19 protein-coding genes are annotated in these 20,538 nt (G+C 44.2%); 13 read left to right on the forward strand and 6 right to left on the reverse strand.

Annotation, left to right across the window (positions count from 1 at the left end):
* Positions 1 to 123 precede the first annotated feature (123 nt).
* The 11 genes from BLR43_RS10270 to purF all read left to right on the forward strand — a co-directional run bounded on the left by BLR43_RS10270 (position 124) and on the right by purF (position 10,988).
* The gene (locus tag BLR43_RS10270) at positions 124 to 774 is read left to right on the forward strand and encodes an alpha/beta hydrolase (protein ID WP_071001378.1); all 651 of its coding nucleotides are present in this window, start codon (positions 124 to 126) and stop codon (positions 772 to 774) included.
* A gap of 90 nt (positions 775 to 864) precedes the next feature.
* A complete protein-coding gene (gene zapE, locus BLR43_RS10275) occupies positions 865 to 1,965 on the forward strand; it encodes a cell division protein ZapE (RefSeq protein ID WP_071001379.1) in 1,101 nt (366 codons plus the stop codon).
* A gap of 134 nt (positions 1,966 to 2,099) precedes the next feature.
* Positions 2,100 to 2,759, forward strand: coding sequence for a nitroreductase family protein (locus BLR43_RS10280; RefSeq protein WP_071001380.1), 660 nt, complete (start codon positions 2,100 to 2,102; stop codon positions 2,757 to 2,759).
* 122 nt (positions 2,760 to 2,881) lie between these two features.
* A complete protein-coding gene (locus BLR43_RS10285; RefSeq protein WP_071001381.1) occupies positions 2,882 to 4,198 on the forward strand; it encodes an NAD(P)H-dependent glycerol-3-phosphate dehydrogenase in 1,317 nt (438 codons plus the stop codon).
* A gap of 60 nt (positions 4,199 to 4,258) precedes the next feature.
* A complete protein-coding gene (locus BLR43_RS10290; protein ID WP_058024979.1) occupies positions 4,259 to 4,717 on the forward strand; it encodes a SixA phosphatase family protein in 459 nt (152 codons plus the stop codon).
* Between the two features lie 160 nt (positions 4,718 to 4,877).
* A complete protein-coding gene (gspL, locus tag BLR43_RS10295) occupies positions 4,878 to 6,173 on the forward strand; it encodes a type II secretion system protein GspL (RefSeq protein WP_071001382.1) in 1,296 nt (431 codons plus the stop codon).
* A 33-nt stretch (positions 6,174 to 6,206) separates the two neighbouring features.
* On the forward strand, positions 6,207 to 6,776 hold the full coding sequence (gene gspM / locus BLR43_RS10300; RefSeq protein WP_071001383.1) for a type II secretion system protein GspM: 570 nt from the start codon (positions 6,207 to 6,209) through the stop codon (positions 6,774 to 6,776).
* Positions 6,777 to 7,057: 281 nt separating this feature from the next.
* Positions 7,058 to 7,459 (forward strand): DUF4870 family protein, encoded by a 402-nt coding sequence (locus BLR43_RS10305; RefSeq protein ID WP_093070974.1) that lies wholly within the window; start codon positions 7,058 to 7,060, stop codon positions 7,457 to 7,459.
* 224 nt (positions 7,460 to 7,683) lie between these two features.
* Complete coding sequence (locus BLR43_RS10310; protein ID WP_058024983.1) at positions 7,684 to 8,718, forward strand: quinone-dependent dihydroorotate dehydrogenase; 1,035 nt, start codon at positions 7,684 to 7,686, stop codon at positions 8,716 to 8,718.
* A gap of 30 nt (positions 8,719 to 8,748) precedes the next feature.
* Positions 8,749 to 9,246: a CvpA family protein gene (locus tag BLR43_RS10315; RefSeq protein ID WP_093070934.1), complete on the forward strand. Its 498-nt coding sequence runs from the start codon at positions 8,749 to 8,751 to the stop codon at positions 9,244 to 9,246.
* A 206-nt stretch (positions 9,247 to 9,452) separates the two neighbouring features.
* On the forward strand, positions 9,453 to 10,988 hold the full coding sequence (purF, locus tag BLR43_RS10320; protein ID WP_093070936.1) for an amidophosphoribosyltransferase: 1,536 nt from the start codon (positions 9,453 to 9,455) through the stop codon (positions 10,986 to 10,988).
* Positions 10,989 to 11,110: 122 nt separating this feature from the next.
* Here the strand turns inward: purF and BLR43_RS10325 are convergent, their stop codons facing one another.
* The 6 genes from BLR43_RS10325 to yajC form a co-directional block, all read right to left on the reverse strand.
* Positions 11,111 to 11,470 (reverse strand): AzlD domain-containing protein, encoded by a 360-nt coding sequence (locus tag BLR43_RS10325; RefSeq protein WP_093070939.1) that lies wholly within the window; start codon positions 11,468 to 11,470, stop codon positions 11,111 to 11,113.
* On the reverse strand, positions 11,460 to 12,191 hold the full coding sequence (locus BLR43_RS10330; RefSeq protein ID WP_093070941.1) for an AzlC family ABC transporter permease: 732 nt from the start codon (positions 12,189 to 12,191) through the stop codon (positions 11,460 to 11,462). Before BLR43_RS10330 ends, BLR43_RS10325 begins: the two co-directional genes overlap by 11 nt.
* A 111-nt stretch (positions 12,192 to 12,302) precedes the next feature.
* Positions 12,303 to 13,712 carry an MATE family efflux transporter gene (locus BLR43_RS10335; protein WP_093070944.1) on the reverse strand — a complete coding sequence of 470 codons (1,410 nt, stop codon included), beginning with the start codon at positions 13,710 to 13,712 and terminating at the stop codon, positions 12,303 to 12,305.
* A 234-nt stretch (positions 13,713 to 13,946) separates the two neighbouring features.
* Positions 13,947 to 15,209: a protein translocase subunit SecF gene (gene secF / locus BLR43_RS10340; RefSeq protein ID WP_071001388.1), complete on the reverse strand. Its 1,263-nt coding sequence runs from the start codon at positions 15,207 to 15,209 to the stop codon at positions 13,947 to 13,949.
* A 9-nt stretch (positions 15,210 to 15,218) separates the two neighbouring features.
* Entirely contained in the window at positions 15,219 to 17,096 is a 1,878-nt protein-coding gene (gene secD / locus BLR43_RS10345) for a protein translocase subunit SecD (RefSeq protein WP_093070946.1), read from the reverse strand.
* A gap of 407 nt (positions 17,097 to 17,503) precedes the next feature.
* Positions 17,504 to 17,833: a preprotein translocase subunit YajC gene (gene yajC / locus BLR43_RS10350; protein ID WP_071001390.1), complete on the reverse strand. Its 330-nt coding sequence runs from the start codon at positions 17,831 to 17,833 to the stop codon at positions 17,504 to 17,506.
* Between the two features lie 499 nt (positions 17,834 to 18,332).
* On the opposite strand from yajC, the gene BLR43_RS10355 reads away from it, so the two are divergent.
* Both BLR43_RS10355 and BLR43_RS10360 read left to right on the forward strand, forming a co-directional pair.
* Entirely contained in the window at positions 18,333 to 19,628 is a 1,296-nt protein-coding gene (locus BLR43_RS10355; protein ID WP_083328794.1) for a CNNM domain-containing protein, read from the forward strand.
* Positions 19,629 to 19,902: 274 nt separating this feature from the next.
* Positions 19,903 to 20,397 (forward strand): nuclear transport factor 2 family protein, encoded by a 495-nt coding sequence (locus BLR43_RS10360; protein WP_071001391.1) that lies wholly within the window; start codon positions 19,903 to 19,905, stop codon positions 20,395 to 20,397.
* The last annotated feature ends 141 nt before the right edge of the window (positions 20,398 to 20,538 follow it).

Genomic DNA, 20,538 nt, shown 5'->3' on the forward strand with positions numbered 1-20,538 from the left:
CAGCTGCTGGGCATCAACTTTGGCCTAACATAAAACAAGTCGCACCCGTACACAGCAAATCACTTGAAATAAAAATCATATCTAGGATAATTGAGCCATTCATTTTTATTAATAAGTAATACTATGCAATTGATTCCTGCTCCTGCTGGTGTGCTCGAGGTCGACGCACTATGGCAAAATGACAATCCTAACGACCCAAATACAGATACCGTTGCGCTGCTGTGTCATCCCAATCCGTTGTTCGATGGGACAATGAACAATAAAGTGGTCACGACTATGTACCGCTTTGCCCGTGACAATGGTATGCATGTGGTGCGCTTTAATTTTCGCGGTGTTGGCCAATCGACAGGCGAGCATGATTATGCGGAAGGTGAAGTGGTCGATGCAATGACCGTGCTACAATGGATTGCTGAACAAACCAATGCCCGAAAGCTATGGCTGGGCGGTTTTTCTTTTGGTGGTTATGTCACTGCCCGCGTGGCTGAGCAAGTACTTGAAGCCGCGCATATATGGGGATTGGGTGATTTTGACGTGTCAAAAATCGCGCTTATCGCACCCTCAGTTGAAAAAAATGACAGTACTGATATCAATTTACCCGCTGATAAAACCTTTGAGATTTATGGCAATGCGGATGAAGTAATCGCGCCTGAAAATATGCAGGCATTTGCAGATCGTTTAGGAATTGCAGTAAGCGTTGTCGATGGTGCTGGTCACTTTTTTCACGGTCGATTATCAGAGCTCAAAAAGTTATTAGAAACGCATAGTAATACGTAGTTTTAACCTTAACCGCTAATTTATGTTTTAGGGTAGCACTTAGCCACTCCAATATTTTGATATTTATTTAATCCAACGATGAGTCGTATTATGAGTTTATCTCCATTGCAACGTTACGAGAAAGCCGTCAGTACCGATGAGTTTACTCGGGATGAGCAGCAATTTCAGGCCATGAGCTATCTTGATGAGATCTACCATCAGCTCATCAATAGCGCACCGCAAAAGAAAGGGTTCTTTGGGTTTTTAAAATCTAAGCCTGCCGCGCCAACTGGATTATATATGTGGGGCGGTGTCGGTCGCGGCAAGACGTGGATGATGGATATGTTTTATGATTCATTGACCATTGAGCGCAAAATGCGTCTGCATTTCCATCATTTTATGCAGCGTGTTCATCAGGAGTTGAATAAGCTTCAAGGCGAAAGTGATCCACTCGAAAAAGTCGCCGATATTATTTATAAAGAAGCGGTCGTTATCTGTTTTGATGAGTTTTTTGTGTCTAACGTCTCTGATGCGATGATTTTGGGTGATTTGTTTACGATGCTGTTTAATCGCGGTATCACTTTGGTGGCTACCTCAAACATCGAGCCTTCTGGTTTATACAAAGATGGTTTGCACCGCGACCGTTTTCTACCCGCCATTGCAGAGGTTGAGAGCCATACGACTGTGATGAATATCGACTCCGGTGTTGATTATCGTCTGCGCGTGCTTCAGCAAGCAGAGTTGTACGAATCACCAATGACCAAAGCCAACCATCACTGGCTCGCCAACCGCTTTGCCAGCTTGTCTAATAATCAAAAAATCAGCAATGACCCGATTATTATCAATGGCCGCGAGATCCCAATCAACGCGCGTACCGAAGATATCTTGTTTTGCGATTTTCGACATCTGTGCATGGCACCGCGCTCGGCATCTGATTTTATTGAACTTGCAAAACAATTCAGCACGGTATTAGTTGATTCAGTACCCGCTTTAGATGATGATTTGCGTGATCCAACGCGCCGTTTTATTTATCTGGTCGATGAGTTTTATGATCGCCGTGTAAAACTGTTGGTACGCGCAGAGCAATCGATTTTGGACTTGTATCAAGGGGAAAAGCTAGCGTTTGAGATTGAGCGTACCCGCTCACGCTTGCTTGAGATGCAATCAGAAGATTATCTACGCATGGATCACCGCGTCGAAGATGCTGCGTAGTGGATGTTTTTTAAAACAGCATTGCTACAGCTTAAATATTTTTTCGCATTCGGTGCTTAGTATTTTCAATGACAAGTATCAGATTTAAAAGTAGTTCGTAAAAAGAAATAAATAATAATAAGTAAGGACAGGCAATGACGACAACAGATGAAAATAACCAAGCGCCACAGGACAATAAACTGCCCGTTAAAAATGTAGCCACAAATGATGTCTCAGCTAGCAGTGAAGAGCTGATTGGTTGGATTAATTCAAGACGCAGCATGGGCAATTTGGATACACCAGCGCCAACACGGGATCAAATCGAGTCTGCTATTGGGTGTGCAGCGACAGCGCCCGATCACAAAAAACTGCGTCCATGGCGCTTTATTGTGACCCAAGGAGAGGCACGTCACGAGTTAGGTAATGCTTTGGTAGCCGCAGCAAAAGAAAAAGCGCTCAAAGATGGCGAAGAGCTGTCTGAGAAAACCATCAAAAAAACCCATACCATGCCGCTCCGAGCACCTGTTATCATAACGGTCGTGACGCAAATGCAAGAGCATAAAAAAGTGCCACCTTTTGAGCAAATGCTCAGTGCAGGTGCTGCTGTGCAAAATTTGATACTGGCACTCAAAGCTCAGGGATTTAGTACAGTTTGGCGTACTGGGTTGTTATGTAATGAGCCTGCGGTAAAAGCTTATTTTGATGTGGGTCCAGATGATTATGTGACCGCTTTTGTTTATACTGGCACTAGTCCAAAAGATGAATCCAAACGCAAACCTATTGATATCGAGCCGTTAGTACGCTTCGAGTCGTAATTTGACTCGGTGTTGTCTCTTGGTAAAATTATTACCTCAAAAAGACCGCGAGCCCGAGTATCGGAGATATCTGGGAACAGTAGCTCCTATGAGAATAAGTCAGTCAACATGGATAAAAGAACATGACAAGTCCTAACGATAGCAATAAAAATAACAACAGCGCTAACAATGAGGCGGGCAACAATACGTCTGAAAAACAAAATGGTATGTTGGCAAGTATCTTAGAGCGTGCAAGTAAGTCAGGCATCGGTCGTAAAAAATCAACGCGCAGTCCAGTTGAGTCAGCAGTCGCAAAAGACATGGCAGATATTCACAGCAACCCTACCAAGCTGCGTTTGGCGTTTTTAGGTGGTGGTAGCTTTGGTACGGCAATGGCAAACTTGGCTGCGCGTAATGGCTGCGATGCTACGCTGTGGGTACGTAATAAACGTACGGTAAAAGCGATGGCAAAAACTCAAACCAATAAAAAATATCTGCCTGGCTACAAGCTTGATGACCGTTTGAAATACAGTCATGATTTGGCGGCTACCGTCAAAGACAAAGATATTATCTTTATCGCCGTGCCGGGATTGGCTTTTCGCGAAACGGTAAAAAACATTGCGCCTTTGATCAGTGGGCAGTCTATCGTATCGTTGACCAAAGGAATGGAGAAAGATACCTTTGCCATGATGAGCGACATTATTAAAGAAGTGTTGCCTGAAGTGAATTTCGGTGTTATGTCAGGGCCAAACCTTGCCATAGAAATCATGAAAAACATGCCGTCTGCCACGGTGATTGCAAGTGAGTCTGAGCCATTGCGTCATGCGGTACAAGCAGCTTTGCACAGTGCTTTTTTTAGGGTGTTTGCAAGTGACGATGTACGCGGTGTCGAGCTTGGCGGCGCGCTCAAAAACATCTATGCCATCGCCATGGGTATGGCAGCTGCTTATGAAGTGGGTGAAAATACCAAAGCAATGATCCTTACTCGTGCCTTGGCAGAAATGAGTCGTTTCGGTGTTGAAGAGGGGGCCAATCCGCTAACCTTTTTAGGTTTGTCAGGAGTGGGGGATTTATATGCCACTTGTAGCTCAGAGTTAAGCCGCAACTATCGTATTGGTAATATGCTCGGTCGCGGCATGAGTATTGATGCTGCCGTCAAAAAACTGGGTCAAACTGCTGAAGGGGTCAATACGATTCAGCAAGTCCACGAAAAAGCCACTAAAGCGGGCATCTATATGCCTATCACCCATGCGCTCTATGCGGTCATTTATGAAGATAAAGCAGCATTAGGCGTGGCACTACATTTGATGGAAGCGGGATTCCGTAGTGATGTTGAGTTTGTGATGGCGCATGATCATAGCAATGCTGCGCTTACCGCTCATATGAAAAACTCAAGTAACAGCGCTAAAGACAATACCAAAGACGACGCCAAAAGTAAAAATAGCGATGCTGATAAGTAAGATATTTTATTAAAAGGTACTATTGAGAGACAGTGCTAACTCCGCGCACCAAGGAAGGTTATGAAAATTATATTAGTACGTCATGGTCAAGCCGAAGATGAGACGCGTCCGGATAGTGCGCGTCAGCTGACTGACTTTGGTCAACAGCAAGCGGCACAGACGGCAGAGTATGTGACCACACACTATCATCCAGATTGTTTTATCGTCAGTCCTTATGATAGGGCGCAGCAGACGCTGGCTGCATTCCAGTCACGAATGCCCAACGTACTTTCAACAGTACAAGATAATATCACGCCCTCTGATGATGCCCGTGAGGCTTTAATTGATATTGCGAATATTGATGCAGAATGTCTGGTCGTTGTTTGTCATATGTCAATCGTTGCTTATATCGCAGGCTTGTTGACTGGTGATTATCCTGAGTCATTCTCTTTGGCAGAAGCCAGAGTGTTTGAAATGGAGTTTGTTATGACTGGGATGGCCACTGAAGTGGATCGTTTTGTACCTGACCAACCATACTAGGCTGACTTAGCCATTTCTTAGATAGGGTGAATTCAGAGTGAGGCAATCATGCCAATTAAGCGACTGGCTCAGCAGATAAAATGACTCAATCCTTTCTAAATAGTAGCACTGCTTCATCACAGTACTTTTATAACCGCAGCAATAATCGAGGACACGTTTAGTGTTACATGTTTGGTTACGAGCGCAGCATAGTCCGCTAGCTGTCTGGCGCGAAGATGTACATCAATGGCAGACGGTTGATGGTTGGCAACAGTTACAAACTATCTATGGTCATCATAAATCGAATGGCCAAAAGGCAATTTGTTTATATTTCCCCTCAAGTCATGTATTGCAAGTAGAAACAGCGCTTAATAATGCTCAGCTCAAGCAGCTGGGTAATAGTGGTAAGCAGTATTTGTTTGAAGAAACCTCCCTAACGCCAGTTGAGCAATTGGTTATTCGTCAGTTGAGCCATACTGATACGACGCAGCTGTACGCATTGGCACAAAGCGATATTGAGGCATGGCAGCAAAGTGCTCAACTCGTGGGTATGAATATAGTGGCACTACTGCCAGATTTCCTATTACTGCTGCCGCCAGAAGAAGGTGCAGGTCAGCAAGTGACATTATATCAAGACGAGCAGACTCTGCTATTGCGCCAATCATTGCGCCAAGGTATGGCTGTCAGCTATTTGCCGTTGATCTTTGAGCGCTTTCCGCATTTAAGCGAAGTGATGTTGCTGACTTCTATTGAAGCCAATAGCCTTGCTACCAGTGATTCAGCCACTAATGAAATGGATAGTATGGGTATCAATGATATCCCAGCAACATCAGCGACTACCAGTTCTATGGCGCAAACTAAAGCGCTGATCGCTGATCACCAGCTGTTATTAACGAGCTTGCCCACGACACCAGCGCCCATTGACAACCCAGAACGTCATGCGCTGAACTTCTTTATCAAATCAACCGACTCACAGTTATCACCGTATTTACGGGTAGCAATGATGGTTGCGTTATCGGCCTTAGTGCTACAGATGGCAACCGATGGGGTGCAGTGGTACCAGTATAATGAGGCAACAGCTGCCACCAAGACTGAAATAGCAGCGCAATATCAATCTTGGTTCACTGATGAGCCCCTCAGCACTCGAACCAAGCTCCAAGTACAATTACAGCCAAAACTGCTTAGCGACAGCCAGGCACCTGCATCACACATGGCAGCGCTGTCAAAGATATCACCCTTAATCAAACAATCTTCACTGCGTGCGCAGACGCTAGTGATGCAGCCATCTGCACTCAGTTTTACGCTCATTGCACCTGATCGTGGCAGTTTGGATCAATTCACGAGCACGCTAATAGCGCAAGGTTTGAATGCCAAGCTTGCGCAAGTGAGTAGTAATGATCAAGGTCAATTTAGTGCTCAGGTCACTGTGGATGTGGTGGAAAACAGCGATACGGCGAACACTCCGGCAGCATCATAATTCATCAGTGTATTGGTAAGAAAAGGTCAAAACATGAAACAATTACAGCGCCGTACCAAACGCAGTGCAGCTGTCTCTGCAACCAATACTAAGGCGCACGCATTCTCTGAGCGTATGAGCAGTTACCAAAATATGCTATCAACGCGCTGGCAAGCATTACCACCACGCGATCAGCTAGCGTTAGCTATATTATCCGTATTTTTGTTGGTGTTTATCGGCGGTTATGGTGGTTATAGCATTCATCAAGCGGCAAAAGAGAGCGAAAATGATTATCAGGAACAAGTGGCTGATTATTTTTGGTTGCGGGCGCAAGCAGGTAATATCGATAGTAATGCATTAAGTGCTGGCAATAACGCTAATGGAGAGGCTGACATGCCGCCTGCCAATCGAATTAGTGCGCTGCTAAATACCACAGGAATTACAGATGCTCAGGTCGTTGCGGCTGGTGATTCGGTGCAGTTAAGCTTTATCCACCCCAGTCAAGCTGTCGTAAGTACCGCTCTTGGCAAGTTAGAGCAGCAAGGTTGGCAGTTCACGCAGTTATCCATGCAGCAAGACCTAACGAATAAATCTATCCAAGTGCAAGCCACTGTCACTTTATAACTCGATACTGTTTAGTGGCAGGTATGGTCTTAATAGTAGAATATGAGTAACAGAACATGATATGTTCCAATCCAATTTATTAGTAACTCGTTTTTCAAATGGCATTTTGAGTTAGATGTCATTGAAAAGCCTTTTATCTGTCACCATTAAATGTTTATTAGCCACTGCTAACGATAGATATTTAGCGTAAAGCACTTTCTTCATAACGATACTGATGAGCATAGTTTTCAGCAGACAAGATTACTGACCAGCAAGGACAACGCAAACCAATGAGTGACAGTATGAGCAACGATAAGCGCCGTTCTTTAACCATTTACAATCACATCACTTATTTCTTATATGTGATTAGCTATTTTACCGCTGGTCTGCTGTGGATCGTGCCGATTGTGATGAATTATGCCAAGCGTCACGATGCTGATGGTACATGGTTATCCACGCATTTTGATTGGCAAATCAAAACGTTTTGGTACAGTATCGTTTGGTTTATTATTGGTATTGTCATCACAGTTTTTGCTTTAGGTGGTTTTGGTGTGAGTATGCTAGCTGATAGTGGCAATATTGCTATTGGTTCGACGTTACTGGCTGGCTTTGGTCTGTTGATTGTGACATTCACCTTTATCTGGCATTTATATCGAATTATACGTGGTTGGATTGCACTCACTGACGGTCGCCCAGTACCTTGATATAATATACTAGTTGTCTTTCGCTGTTGATTCAGCTGAGCTTAAAAGACAGTGAATTATTATGGCTATTTAATAAATGCTTATATGCGCTGACGGCGGGTTAAATGTGGAAATTTACCGTGTGAAACTTTGCGCTTGTTTCTGTTAAGCTGATATAATCGCTCCGCCTGATTTCATTCATATTCTTTATCCACTATTTCTTTCGAGCAGGGTTTGCCATCACTATGTCTTATGCCTTACTTCGTCCTTTTTTGTTTAATATGGATCCCGAACACGCCCATGAGATGACGCTATCTTTATTGGATAAAGCACATAAAGCGCGTGTTTTAGGTTTGGCGTATGGTCAGTCGATGCAGCCTACTGACTGTATGGGATTACAGTTCTCTAATCCAGTGGGTCTTGCTGCAGGCTTGGACAAAAACGGTGACTACATTGACGCGCTAGCTGAGCTGGGTTTTGGTTTTATAGAAGTAGGTACGGTCACGCCAAGACCGCAAGCGGGTAACGATAGGCCAAGACTGTTTAGAATCAAGCAAGCAGACGCCATCATCAACCGTATGGGTTTTAATAATGAAGGCGTTGATTATCTGATTGACAATGTCAAACGCTGCAAATACAAAGGCAATATCGGTATCAACATTGGTAAAAATGCCGACACGCCGGTAGAGCAAGCCGCAGACGATTATGTGTATTGCTTAGAGCGTGTCTATCCGCATGCCTCATATATTACGGTCAATATCTCATCGCCAAACACCAAAAACTTACGTGACTTGCAAAGTGGTGAGGCTCTGACCCAGCTGATGGATACGATTAAAAACCGTCACAGTCAGCTGGCGACTGAATATGGGTTTTATGTGCCATTGGTGCTCAAGGTTGCGCCTGATCTAGAGCCACTGCAAGTTGACTATATCTCACAGCAATTATTAGACTTTGAAATTGACGGTTTGATTGCAACCAATACGACACTGAGCCGTGTGGGTGTCGAAGACCTACGTGATGGTGATCAAATGGGCGGCTTGTCAGGTCGTCCGGTGAGCCACATTAGTACCCAGATTTTACAACAGTTCTCTGATCAGCTAGATGGTAAAGTTGCTTTGATAGGTGTGGGCGGTATCGATAGCGGTGCCAAAGCCGTCAAAAAAATCGAAGCAGGTGCAGACATGGTACAGCTCTATACAGGACTGATCTACAGAGGTCCTGGCTTAGTACAATCCTGTATTCAAGCAATCGGTGGCTATTATGATGCCATGGAAAGCTAGTCAAGTGAATAAAATGGTGAGGCGCAAGATATGAGCGTTCTAGATATTGTGATTGCTATTGTTGTCTTGATTGGTTTGTGGCGCGGCTTTCAAGTTGGCCTGATCAAAACTGCGGTTGGCTTAGTAGGCTGGTTTATCGCTCTTATCGCTGCGACTCGGCTCGCAGGATCGGTGTCGCCTCAATTATCTGGTATCGTGCAAAGCCCAGTGCTACAAATGGCGATGGCCTTTTTGCTGGTGGTGATTGTGATATTGGCAGTTATGCACTTGGTGACTTTTGTATTCTCAGGTGTGCTCAAGACACTGCGTCTGGGCGTAGTCGATAAAATGGCGGGCGGGGTGCTTGGTGCTGCCAAAAATGTACTCATGGTATTGGTTGTGTTAAGTGTGACTGCGCCACTACTAGTACAAATGCCGCAATGGCAAACCTCAGTCCTTGCCCCTGAGCTGCTACCTTATGCACCTATGGGGAAAGCATTGGTATCAGATGTGTTGGGCATGGCTTGGGATCAAGTCAATCAGTCGTAATTTTCTATTGTTCTAATTCTTTTTATACTTCTAAACGTTTACATGTGTCACTGATCATCGAAAACAGATGATCAAAAATTATCATGAAGTTTCTTGCAAAATCATCAGGTTAGCGGTGGACGACAGTGCGTGATTTTAGCCACATACTGTCAGCAGTTTTGCCGTTATTGTCGTACTAATGTATGAGTTAAATAGGATATAGCTATATGTGTGGAGTCATTGGAGTTGCAGCTCATGAGCCAGTCAATCAGATACTTTATGACGGTTTAACGATGCTACAGCATCGCGGGCAAGATGCAGCAGGTATTGTTACTTTGCAAGATGGTCGACTTTACCTACGTAAAGAAAACGGTATGGTACGTGACGTATTTATGAATCGTCACATGATGAAGCTGGTCGGTAAGTTTGGTATCGGTCACGTTCGTTACCCAACTGCTGGTACTTCTAGTAGCGCTGAAGCCCAGCCATTTTATGTTAACTCACCTTATGGTATCACGCTTGCGCATAATGGCAACTTGACCAATGCTGAGAGTTTGGCAAAGTCTTTGTATATCGAAGATCGTCGCCACCTCAATACCGATTCAGATTCTGAAGTGCTGCTGAACGTACTCGCACATGAGATGCAAAATCTAGGTAAGACGCATCCAACAGCCGATGACATCTTTGAAGCGGTAAAAGCCGTTTATAGACGCTGTGAAGGGGCTTATGGCGTTGTGGCCTTGATTACTGGTCATGGATTACTAGCGTTCCGCGATCCAAACGGTATTCGTCCGCTTATCTTTGGTAAGCGCATGGCAGAAAACGGCGGCACCGAATATATGGTCGCCTCTGAATCAGTCGCATTGACAGGTTCTGGCTTCACTATCGTTCGTGATGTAAAACCAGGCGAAGCTATTTTTATTGATTTGAACCATAAGCTACATACGTATCAATGCGTAGCGCCAAAAGAATATACGCCTTGTATCTTTGAATATGTGTACTTTGCCCGTCCAGATTCTATTATGGATAATATCTCAGTTTATAAATCACGCCTACGTATGGGTGAAAAATTGGCTGACAAAATCCTTGCAGAGTGGGGCGAAGATCATGACATTGACGTGGTCATCCCGATTCCAGATACTTCACGTACCTCAGCGATGGAGCTGGCGCTAAAAATGAACGTCAAGTACCGTGAAGGGTTTATGAAAAACCGCTATATCGGTCGTACGTTTATCATGCCAGGTCAACAGCAGCGCAAAAAGTCCGTTCGTCAAAAGCTAAGCGCGGTGCCGTTAGAGTTTAAAGGCAAAAACGTACTATTGGTTGATGATTCAATCGTTCGTGGTACGACGTGTCATGAGATCATTCAAATGGCGCGTGATGCAGGTGCTAATAAAGTGTTTTTTGCGAGTGCCGCGCCACCAGTCAAGTTTCCAAACGTATACGGCATTGACATGCCAGTGCGTACCGAGCTGATTGCCTCAGGCAATAGTGTTGAGGAAGTACGTGAGATCATTGGTGCTGACCGTCTGATCTTCCAAGACCTAGATGATTTGATCGATGCCGTCAAAGATACCAAGCACAGCAGAGTCGAAGGGTTTGATTGTGCTGTATTTAATGGCTGCTACATTACTGGCCAGATCAATGAAGCGTATCTTGACCATCTGCAAGAGCAGCGTAATGATACGGCCAAGACTGGTAAAAAAGGCGTGCAGATAGTGGCTGATACCCCAGTCGATATGATGGGTGTTGAAGAGCTTTAAGCCAGATAGCAATAAATATATTGCTTGAAAATAAAAAGCTGGATTCTATTAAGAGTCCAGCTTTTTTTTTCCAAAAATACCAGTAAAATCAATACTGAATGTTGGTATAAGGTTAGCTGCTGTTAAGTCAAAAAGTTGGTAAATATCCAGACAAAACCATTGATCGCGGCAATACCAACGACCATGCTAACCAAGAGCTGGCGGCTAATATGGTAAATAAAGAGTACCAGTACAAGTGCGCAAACCTGTGCCATTAACAGATGTAGCTCAGGATCACTCAAGGCAATATCCACTGGCAAGTTCTGATATGACAGACTGGTTAAGATAAGTAGCACCATCACTGACAACGGTAAGCTCTCATTCAGTCGATGTAGCCAAGGCGTATCTAAAACTTTTCTAGGGATTAATGCTGGTAACGCACGAGTGATGAACGTCACTGCCGCCATCGCAAGCGTCGCAAAAATAAGATAACTACTGGTCATAAGATTCTCCTATTTCATGACGCTGCATCCAAAATCCACGTACCAAAATCATCAACATACAGATAGTGATAGCCACCAACAATAACCAATCGCTAGTGAATAAAGACGCGACAATCAAGCCAATGACAGCGATGCCAATGGGGAAATAACGTTTAATACTTTGAAATTGCTCATAAGCCAAAATTGCAAACAGACAAACCAAGGCAAAATCCAAATGTGGAATTAAGTCACTAAGCGTACTTCCAATTATCACGCCGATGGCACTCGCGAGCACCCACCAGCTTTGGTTAAATAAGCTAATAGGGAGTATGAGTGCTTGTCGTGCCTCGTTTGGCAAACTGGTCATGACTGAAAAGGTCTCGTCAGTCAGGGCAAATAAGCAATACGTTTTTGCCAGTTTATGTTTTGGTAGATATTGCAATAGTGGTATACCATAAAACACGTGGCGTAAATTAATGGCGGCGATATTGGTCGCGATATTACCGATCGGCAGACCAGCGCTTAGCATTGGCAAACAAGCATATTGAGCCGCTCCAGCATAGAGCACAATGCTGAGCATAACCGTTGCCCATACAGGAATACCAGCAACTTGTGCAAGTACACCAAAGGCAATACCAGCAGGCAGATATCCCATGGCAACGGGCAAGCTTTTTTTGAAGCCCTCAGTCCAATCGTGAGTGCGTTCTTTTTGATGACTGAGTTCGTTTGAATGAGTGGTCACATGGCATCCTAAATTTTCTTACACTGTTTTTATAAACGGATTGTTTTACACTTAAAAATAAACACTGTATTGCGTCAAAACGGTATGTGATGGCTGTACAATAAAAAGTGTTTAAGCCTCTGGCTGTAGCTTCTCATAACTACCTGATTGATGAGCACGGTACAAAAATCCGCCTAAGATAATTAGCCTCAATAGCAGTAAGCACCATACACTCAGCCAAATACCGGTCATATCCCATTGCTGATAAAGCAGCCAGCTCAACGGAAAGAAAATAGCAGCTAGTATCAGTGCAGCATTACGAATCACATTGCCTGCTGTCAAACCAAAAAATATACCATCTAACCAGTAGGCTCCAACACCCACGAGGGGTAACAATACGGCATATAGGTGGTACTTATAGGCGAGGGCAAACACCGATTCAATATTGGTCATAAAATCTAGATAACTTGGCATTGCAAGCCACCAGATAGCGCTCAGCAGGATTGCTAGGCTATAACTGACAATGCCCGTGCGTTTTATGATCATCAAAAAACGTGGCCAGTCACGCCGACCAGCAGCTTGCCCACTTAACGTCTCAGCAGAGACAGCAACGCCATCAAGTGCAAAAGCTGAGATGCTCAATACCTGTAGTAAAATGGCATTGGCGGCCAATATCACATCGCCACTTTGAGCCGATAGCCGAGTAATCCAAGCAAAACTGAGCGTTAAGATAAGAGTACGGACAAAAATATCTTTATTTAAAGAAAATAGCCTAAGCATTTTATTTTTTGTAAAATGCTGCTTATCTGCTCTGAGTAAAGCTGTCCATGATACCTTTAAGTGATGGCGGCTTAGTGATAACGCTAGTAACACACCTAACCAAAACGCAATGGTCGTACCCAATGCCACACCAACCAAGCCCATATTCATAATGAACACAAAAAATAAAGTCAGCACGATATTGATCAGAGCAATAAATCCCTGCTGATACAGCATATATCGTGTCTTGCCTTGCCCTGCAAACCAACCTATAAAGGCAAAGTTCATCAGCTCAGCGATCACTCCCCAAAATCGCACATCCAAATAGATTTTTGCAGCGCGACCACTTTCAGGATTGGCTGATAACACTTGTAACCCAACATCGATCAGCCACGGTTTGGCCAGTAGCAAAACTGCGCCGATTAAGAAGGCTAATAACAACGCGCGCTGTAAAATAGACAGTAACGGTGACGCTGTTGTCGCAGTGCGCCCATTGTTATCAGTATGATTGGCCAGTTGTCCTAAAGCTTGCGCGGATAAACCAGAGGAGGCGTATTGTAAAAAGTTAAAGCTAACGAGCAACAAGGACAACAGCTGTATTGCCAAACCCATGCCAGCCAGTTTGGCCGTCTCATTCATATTACCGACAATCGCTGTGTCGATCACACTTTGCAATGGCATGGCGAGATTGGCCAATAGGACAGGTAGGGCAATGGCAATGATACGCTTATAGCTGGTATCGATAGGCGGCATGACGTTGGATGCTGAGGTATTGGCTGGCATTGGTGGCTCGTTTATACTGAGGCGATAAAGAGGGCAATATATTATTTGGTTTTGGCAAAGCAGCAGTGCAACGCATTTGATAAGTGAGGCAAAATTGCTATAAAGACAAAAGCACCTAGACTCATTATTCATAAGTCAGGTGCTCTTGTCGAAACATTATTACTATTTCATCAGCGATAATACAAAGGCTAACCGTACGCTACATAAGTGTACTATGTCCTCTAATATACCTTACTAGACGTTGTCTTGCTCAAACATTTTTGGATCATTGAAGGTGACAATCTCTTCTTCAAACTCTGGCTTCACTTTTACGATAAAATCATCGCGTGATAGACCCATGCGTAATGGAATCGAGCTTGCAATATAGGTCGATGAGTAAGTACCTGCAAGTAGACCAATAAATAGCGCGACTGAGAACCAGTATAGCCCTTCACCGCCTAGGAACAACATGGCCAATACGACCAATAGGACTGTTGAGATGGTCATGATGGTACGGCGTAGGGTTTCGGTCAAAGACAAGTCAATCGTCTGCTCTGGGGTAATACCACGGACACGGCGGAAGTTTTCGCGGATACGGTCATAAACCACAATCGTATCGTTCAATGAATAACCAATCAACGCTAATACAGCAGCTAATACCGTTAAGTCAAAAGGGAAGCCAAATAGCGCAAATACACCAATGGTCACCACTGCATCATGAAATAGTGACAGCACAGCACCAAGCGACAATTTGAACTGGAATCGTAGCGCTACATAGCCCAGCATACAAACCAATGCCAACACCAATGCCATAACGGAGTTTAGATAAACCTCATTACCCACTTGGCTACCAATGATATTGACGTTACTGATAGTAGCGGTATTGTTAGGCAATGCTAATGCTTGAGTTAGGTCAGTATTCAGCCCATCCACATTATCAGACTGGGGCGGTAGTCGTACCAGTAGCTCTTCACGTGTACCGAGATATTGAACGACAGCATCATCAAAACCATTGTCTGCCAGTGCTTGTACAACAGCAACTTGCTCAACAGGCTGCTCATAACGCACGTCTGCTGAGACACCGCCCGTAAAATCAAGACCCAAGTTCAGACCGTTGACGGCAATAGCAATGATACTACCGATCACCATAAATAAAGATAGCAGCGCCATTGGCTTTTCTATCTTCATAAAGGGAATGATGCGCTGATTACCAACGGCTTTGATACCGCCCTCAGCCATGGCTGCGGCATCATCAGCCGCGTCACTTGCTGCTAGGTTAGGATCAACAGCAGTAGAGAGGGCTTGATTGTCTGTACCAGCTTGGCCTTTACCACCACGGCGGCCACTACTTTTGCCAGATTTGGTGGTAGTTGGGTTATTGGTTTTGGTATTGCTACCTTTGCCATCACGGCGTGGTTTTTTGCGGCGGCGGGTACTTGCAGTAGTCGCATCACCGTTCGAGCCATTTCGATCAGGATTATTCTGCTGTTCTAAAGGGTTATTATTTTCGATCGCCATAATGTTCTCCTAACCGATGCTCAGACTTTTGATGGATTTACGCTTACCATAAGCAATTTGTACCAGTGCACGCGTCACCAAAATAGCGGTAAACAGTGAGCTGACAATACCAATAGCTAGCGTAACCGCAAAGCCTTTAATCGGACCCGTACCAATCGCAAATAGGATAAACGCGACCAATAAGGTTGTGATGTTGGCATCAAAAATACTACTAAATGCCCGATCAAAACCTGCCACGATGGCAGATTTTGGCCGTACCCCATTGGCAATCTCTTCTCGTATCCGCTCAAAGATCAGTACGTTGGCATCAACCGCCATACCAATGGTCAAGACGATACCAGCAATACCAGGTAGCGTCAGTGACGAACCCAAAATTGACATAATCGCAATAATAATAATAACGTTCACCGCCAATGCCACGTTGGCAATCACACCAAATAGGCGATAGAAGATAATCATAAATACGAAGACTAATAAATAGCCGACCTGCGTAGAGAATAAGCCTTTATCAATGTTCTCTTGACCCAGCGATGGGCCAATGGTGCGTTCTTCTACAAAGTACATTGGTGCGGCAAGTGCACCTGAGCGCAGTAGTAGCGCAAGCTCAGCGGCCTCAGCTGTGCTATCAAGACCAGTAATACGGAATGATGAACCCAGTACTGCTTGAATATTGGCACGGTTAATGACCTTGGTTTCAGCATAAGGCGTACGTACTTCAGTTGTCTCACCAGTCGCTGGATCTTCTTCGTAAGTGATTCTTTGCTTGTTTTCAATGAACAATACAGCCATCTGCTTGCCGACAGCGGTGCGAGTGGCGTTTTGCATGAGCTTACCACCAGCACTGTCTAGCGTGATGCTCACTTCTGGCGAGCCGTTTTCGTCGACGCCTGTCTGTGCATTGGTCACTTTATCGCCCGTGACGATCGCTTGGCGATCTAGCAACACTGGTGGACCATCGAGTGTCTCAAATGGGAATGCTTCAGTACCTGCTGGAGGAATACCGCCTGTGTAGGTATCAGCGTCTTCTGCCACCATACGGAACTCAAGGTTGGCAGTACGTCCAAGGACACGTTTTGCTTCAGCAGTGTCTTGTACGCCTGGCAGCTCGACCACGATACGGCTAGAGCCTTGAGATTGTACCAATGCTTCAGTCACACCCAGCTCGGCAATACGGTTACGTAGCGTTGTTAAGTTTTGATTGACCGCGTAACTATTGATTTCGTCAAGCGTTGCGTCGTTATATGACAATACCAATGCAGGACCTTGGTTATCAATTGAAGATTGCAAGTTGAAGGTATTGCTCATCGAGCCTTGCAAAATGTTTTGCGCACGATTACGGGTATCTGTATCAGCAAAATGTAGTACAACGCCGCGGTCTTCGGTTTTTATACCTTTAATCGCCACTCGCTCAGCACGTAACTCGCGTCGCATATCACGACTGGCGCTGTTCAAGCGCTGTTCAAGCGCCTTGTCCATATCGACTTCTAGTACAAAACGTACACCACCGCGTAAATCAAGGCCAAGTTTCATCGGTCTGGCACCGATATCACGCAGCCACTGCGGGGTCGTTTGTGCTAAGTTGAGAGCGACCACATAGTCCTCACCCAAGTTTTGACGTAGTACTTCTTGCGCTTTTAGCTGATCGACTGGGTTGTTGAGACGTACCAGTGCACTGTTGCCCTCAAACGTACCATTATGATTCTCTAGACCTGCCTCTTCGAGTAAGCTTTGAGACTGGGTCAAGATACCTTCAGACAGTTGAGTCCCTGCTGCTGCGCTCGTAATCTGCACGGCAGGTTCGTCAGGGTATAAGTTAGGAGCAGCATATAGACCGGCAATGATGAGCACGACGGCAATAAGTAAGTATTTCCAAGCGGGATATTGCATAATCACTTCTTTAAGTTGATAAACGACTGGCGACGTGAGCCACAAGTTAGCAGATGGGAAGTTAGCGACAGCAATGGCTGACTGCTATATTTAGCAGGCTCCATTATTCATCAGGCTCCATTGCGATCATCCGCGGTGATAGTAAAACATAAAACAGTAAAGCAAATAATACAGACGTATCTTTATCGAGTCACCAAGAATATCATTGGTGAAACAGGCAAAGTCAATATATCTACAGGCTAGGCTAGCTTATATAACAGCCGTACCTTACTACCTTAATAGCGACTACCTTAATAGCGAAAAATGACCGTAAATGATATACGGTCATTATTTGGTCATTGCACCCAGTGGTGATACGACCATTAAATTACTACCGATAAAGCTCAGTAATAATTAAACGTTTTCGATTAAACGCTTTCGATTGTGCCAGCAGGCAATACTGAAATAACAGAAGCACGTTGCACTTTGACATCCGTGTTGTTATTTAAGCTCACAACTGCATAATCGCCTTCTATCGCTTTGATACGACCCATCAAACCACCAGCAAAGATGATTTCGTTGCCAACCGTCAATGCATTCACCATGGCACGGTGCTCTTTGGTACGCTTAGACTGCGGGCGAATGACCAAAAAGTAAAAAATGGCAAAAAAAGCAACAGGAAGTAAAATCTGACCGAATAGCGATCCAGCACCAGCGGCTTCTGGTGCAGCATGGGCAGCTTGAATAAATAAGCTCATAATGTCTCTCAGTGGTTCATAGATAATAATAAAATTAGACGCATAGTAACAAAAAATCCCAGACTTGGTAACTGTTAATCATAGGCTGAGCGTGTTTTTGTTGATGTAATGGCAGAGAATAAGCCGCCGGATAGCAGGATAATATTTTTGCTATATCAAATATATGATGCCAAAATGATCAATATCATATGCCATTGAGCCAAATAATATTGAGGCAATACCAAACAATAAAAGTCACCAAAAAATAAAAACTTAAAAATAGTGACTTATTGTGAAAAGATATCATCAATGCTACTATCAAATGGCAATGACTGCATGCATTTAGTATGCTATTTATCGAAGCACTATTTTAGCTTTGAGACGGTGTCTAAATCAGCATTGAGCCGTTATGACTATTGATCAGTAGATATCTGATATCACCTCGATAATGTATATGATTGGCTCGTTATATCATCTTCCTTTTTCTCTTTTTAGGTTACCCAACTTGTTCACCACTTTTATGTTTGTACCTCGTTTATGTCGTCCGCGTGCTCATCGTGAAGACGCATCTGCAGAGCCTCCCCCGAGAATGACGACTAGTTCTCGATTTGGTTATACCTTCTTTGCCGTGCTTTGTGCGTTGGCGCTGATGTTGCCGCATTCTGTGTGGGCGGCGGGCGCTGCATCGCCAACCGCCGTGGCAGCCGCACCAACTGCCCTAAACGTGGGACTATTGATATTTTTTGTTGTCCTCGCTATTGGTGTCTCTTTTGCCTGCTCGTTGGCTGAGTCTGTTTTGCTGAGCATGACGCCATCGTTTATTGCAGATGTACAAGAAACCAATCCCAAAAAAGCGGATATGCTAAAGAGCCTAAAGGTCGACAATATCGATCAATCACTGGCAGCTATCTTGACCTTGAATACCGTTGCTCACACGTTGGGTTCTATCGGAGCGGGTGCCCAAGCCACCATTGTATTTGGTAGCGCATGGTTTGGATTGTTCTCAGCCATTATGACACTGGCTATTTTGTTCCTGTCTGAGATTATTCCAAAAACACTAGGCACTGTCTATTGGCGTCAGCTAAGTGGTATGGTGGCGTACTTTGTCCGCGGTATCATTATGATTTTATACCCACTTATTTGGGTATCAGAGCGTTTGACGAAGTTATTAGTACGCGGTAAAGAACCGCAAACGTTCAGCCGTCGTGAGTTTGCAGCCCTTGCTAGCATCGGTGAAGAATCGGGTCAAATCGATCCACTAGAGTCGCGCATCATTCGCAATCTACTAGCATTCGGCGCGATCAAAGTTGAAGACATCATGACGCCGCGCTCAGTGATGCTCGCATTTGAAGAAAACAAAACAGTGGCTGAGTTATTGGTTGATCGTCCAAAGCTCACGTTTTCTCGATTGCCCATTTATGATGGTGATCTAGATAACATTACTGGTTTTGTTTTAAAAACTGACATGCTATTGGCAAAAGTCAACCATGCCACGCACAAGCCTTTGACGCAGTTCAAAAGAGACATCACGTTTGTATTCTCTAAAATGAAACTGTTTGATCTGTTGGAGCTTATGCTAAAAAATCGTATTCATATCGCAATTACCGTTGGCGAATATGGTGAAGTCAAAGGGTTGGTCACATTAGAAGATGTCTTTGAGACATTGTTAGGTCTTGAGATTGTCGATGAAATAGATCGCGTGGAAGATATGCAGGCATTGGCTCGACAAATGATGGACAGACGCGTAGAGCGTTTGGGTATGAAACTCAGTGATGATGAGCAGTATGAAGATAGCAATAGCGAAAACAAATTTTAGCGTTATCGATTGAGTGCTATTGCTATTATCACGACTAAAGTTGTTGAAATCAGAGGATATAATAACCTTCGATTCAAAGAACGGCTTTTGTGAGCATCCTGTGCTTTTATATTCGCAATAATTACACAGGGTGTCACATGCCTGTGAGAATTCAATGATAGGCTCGGCATATGATATGAGTATACTTACTATATAAGTACATCAACAACACAAATGATAAAAGAGCGTTGATCGTCACTACGGCGCAAACGAAAAAATATCGCTAAGGATTATCATGAAAAAATTATTGGGAAGTAGGCTTTTGGCTTTATTGGTAAAGGGCGCCAGCGTCACTGCGATATTAGCAGTCGCCAGCACCATTAGTATCAATGCGCAAGCCGCTACGATGACCGAAGCGTTAGTGCAAAACTACGCAGCAGCGATGAAGTCATCCGCAAATAGCAAGAGCATTAATCAGGTCGCGCGTCTGGTATCTGACGATGCCTTGATTTCATTATCTAGAAAAGGTAAATCTACCAGCTTAGACAAAGATGCGTATCTAAAGCTGCTGCAAAACAGCTGGAATGATACGTCCAATTATCGCTACGATATCTCTGTAGATAACATTGTTATTACAGGAGATCAGGCAAAAGCCAATGTAACGACAAATGAGAGCTGGACGAAAGACGGTCAGCAAACATCATTTGTTACGACATCTCGTGTAACGCTGACGGTATCTACTGGTAACGCTGTATTATTACGTGCAGTATCACAAGTAGCTATTAACTAGATACTGGTCAATACAATCTATTAGATACTAATAAAAATGATTATTAGTGTCTTTTATATTAGGCTGGTCTTTACTTTACGTTGCATACTATACTATCTCTCAACTTTGTCTTATCACTTTCTGTCGTTAGGAAACTTCCAA

Origin of the sequence: Psychrobacter pacificensis (assembly GCF_900101915.1) — a bacterium.
Classification (GTDB): domain Bacteria; phylum Pseudomonadota; class Gammaproteobacteria; order Pseudomonadales; family Moraxellaceae; genus Psychrobacter; species Psychrobacter pacificensis.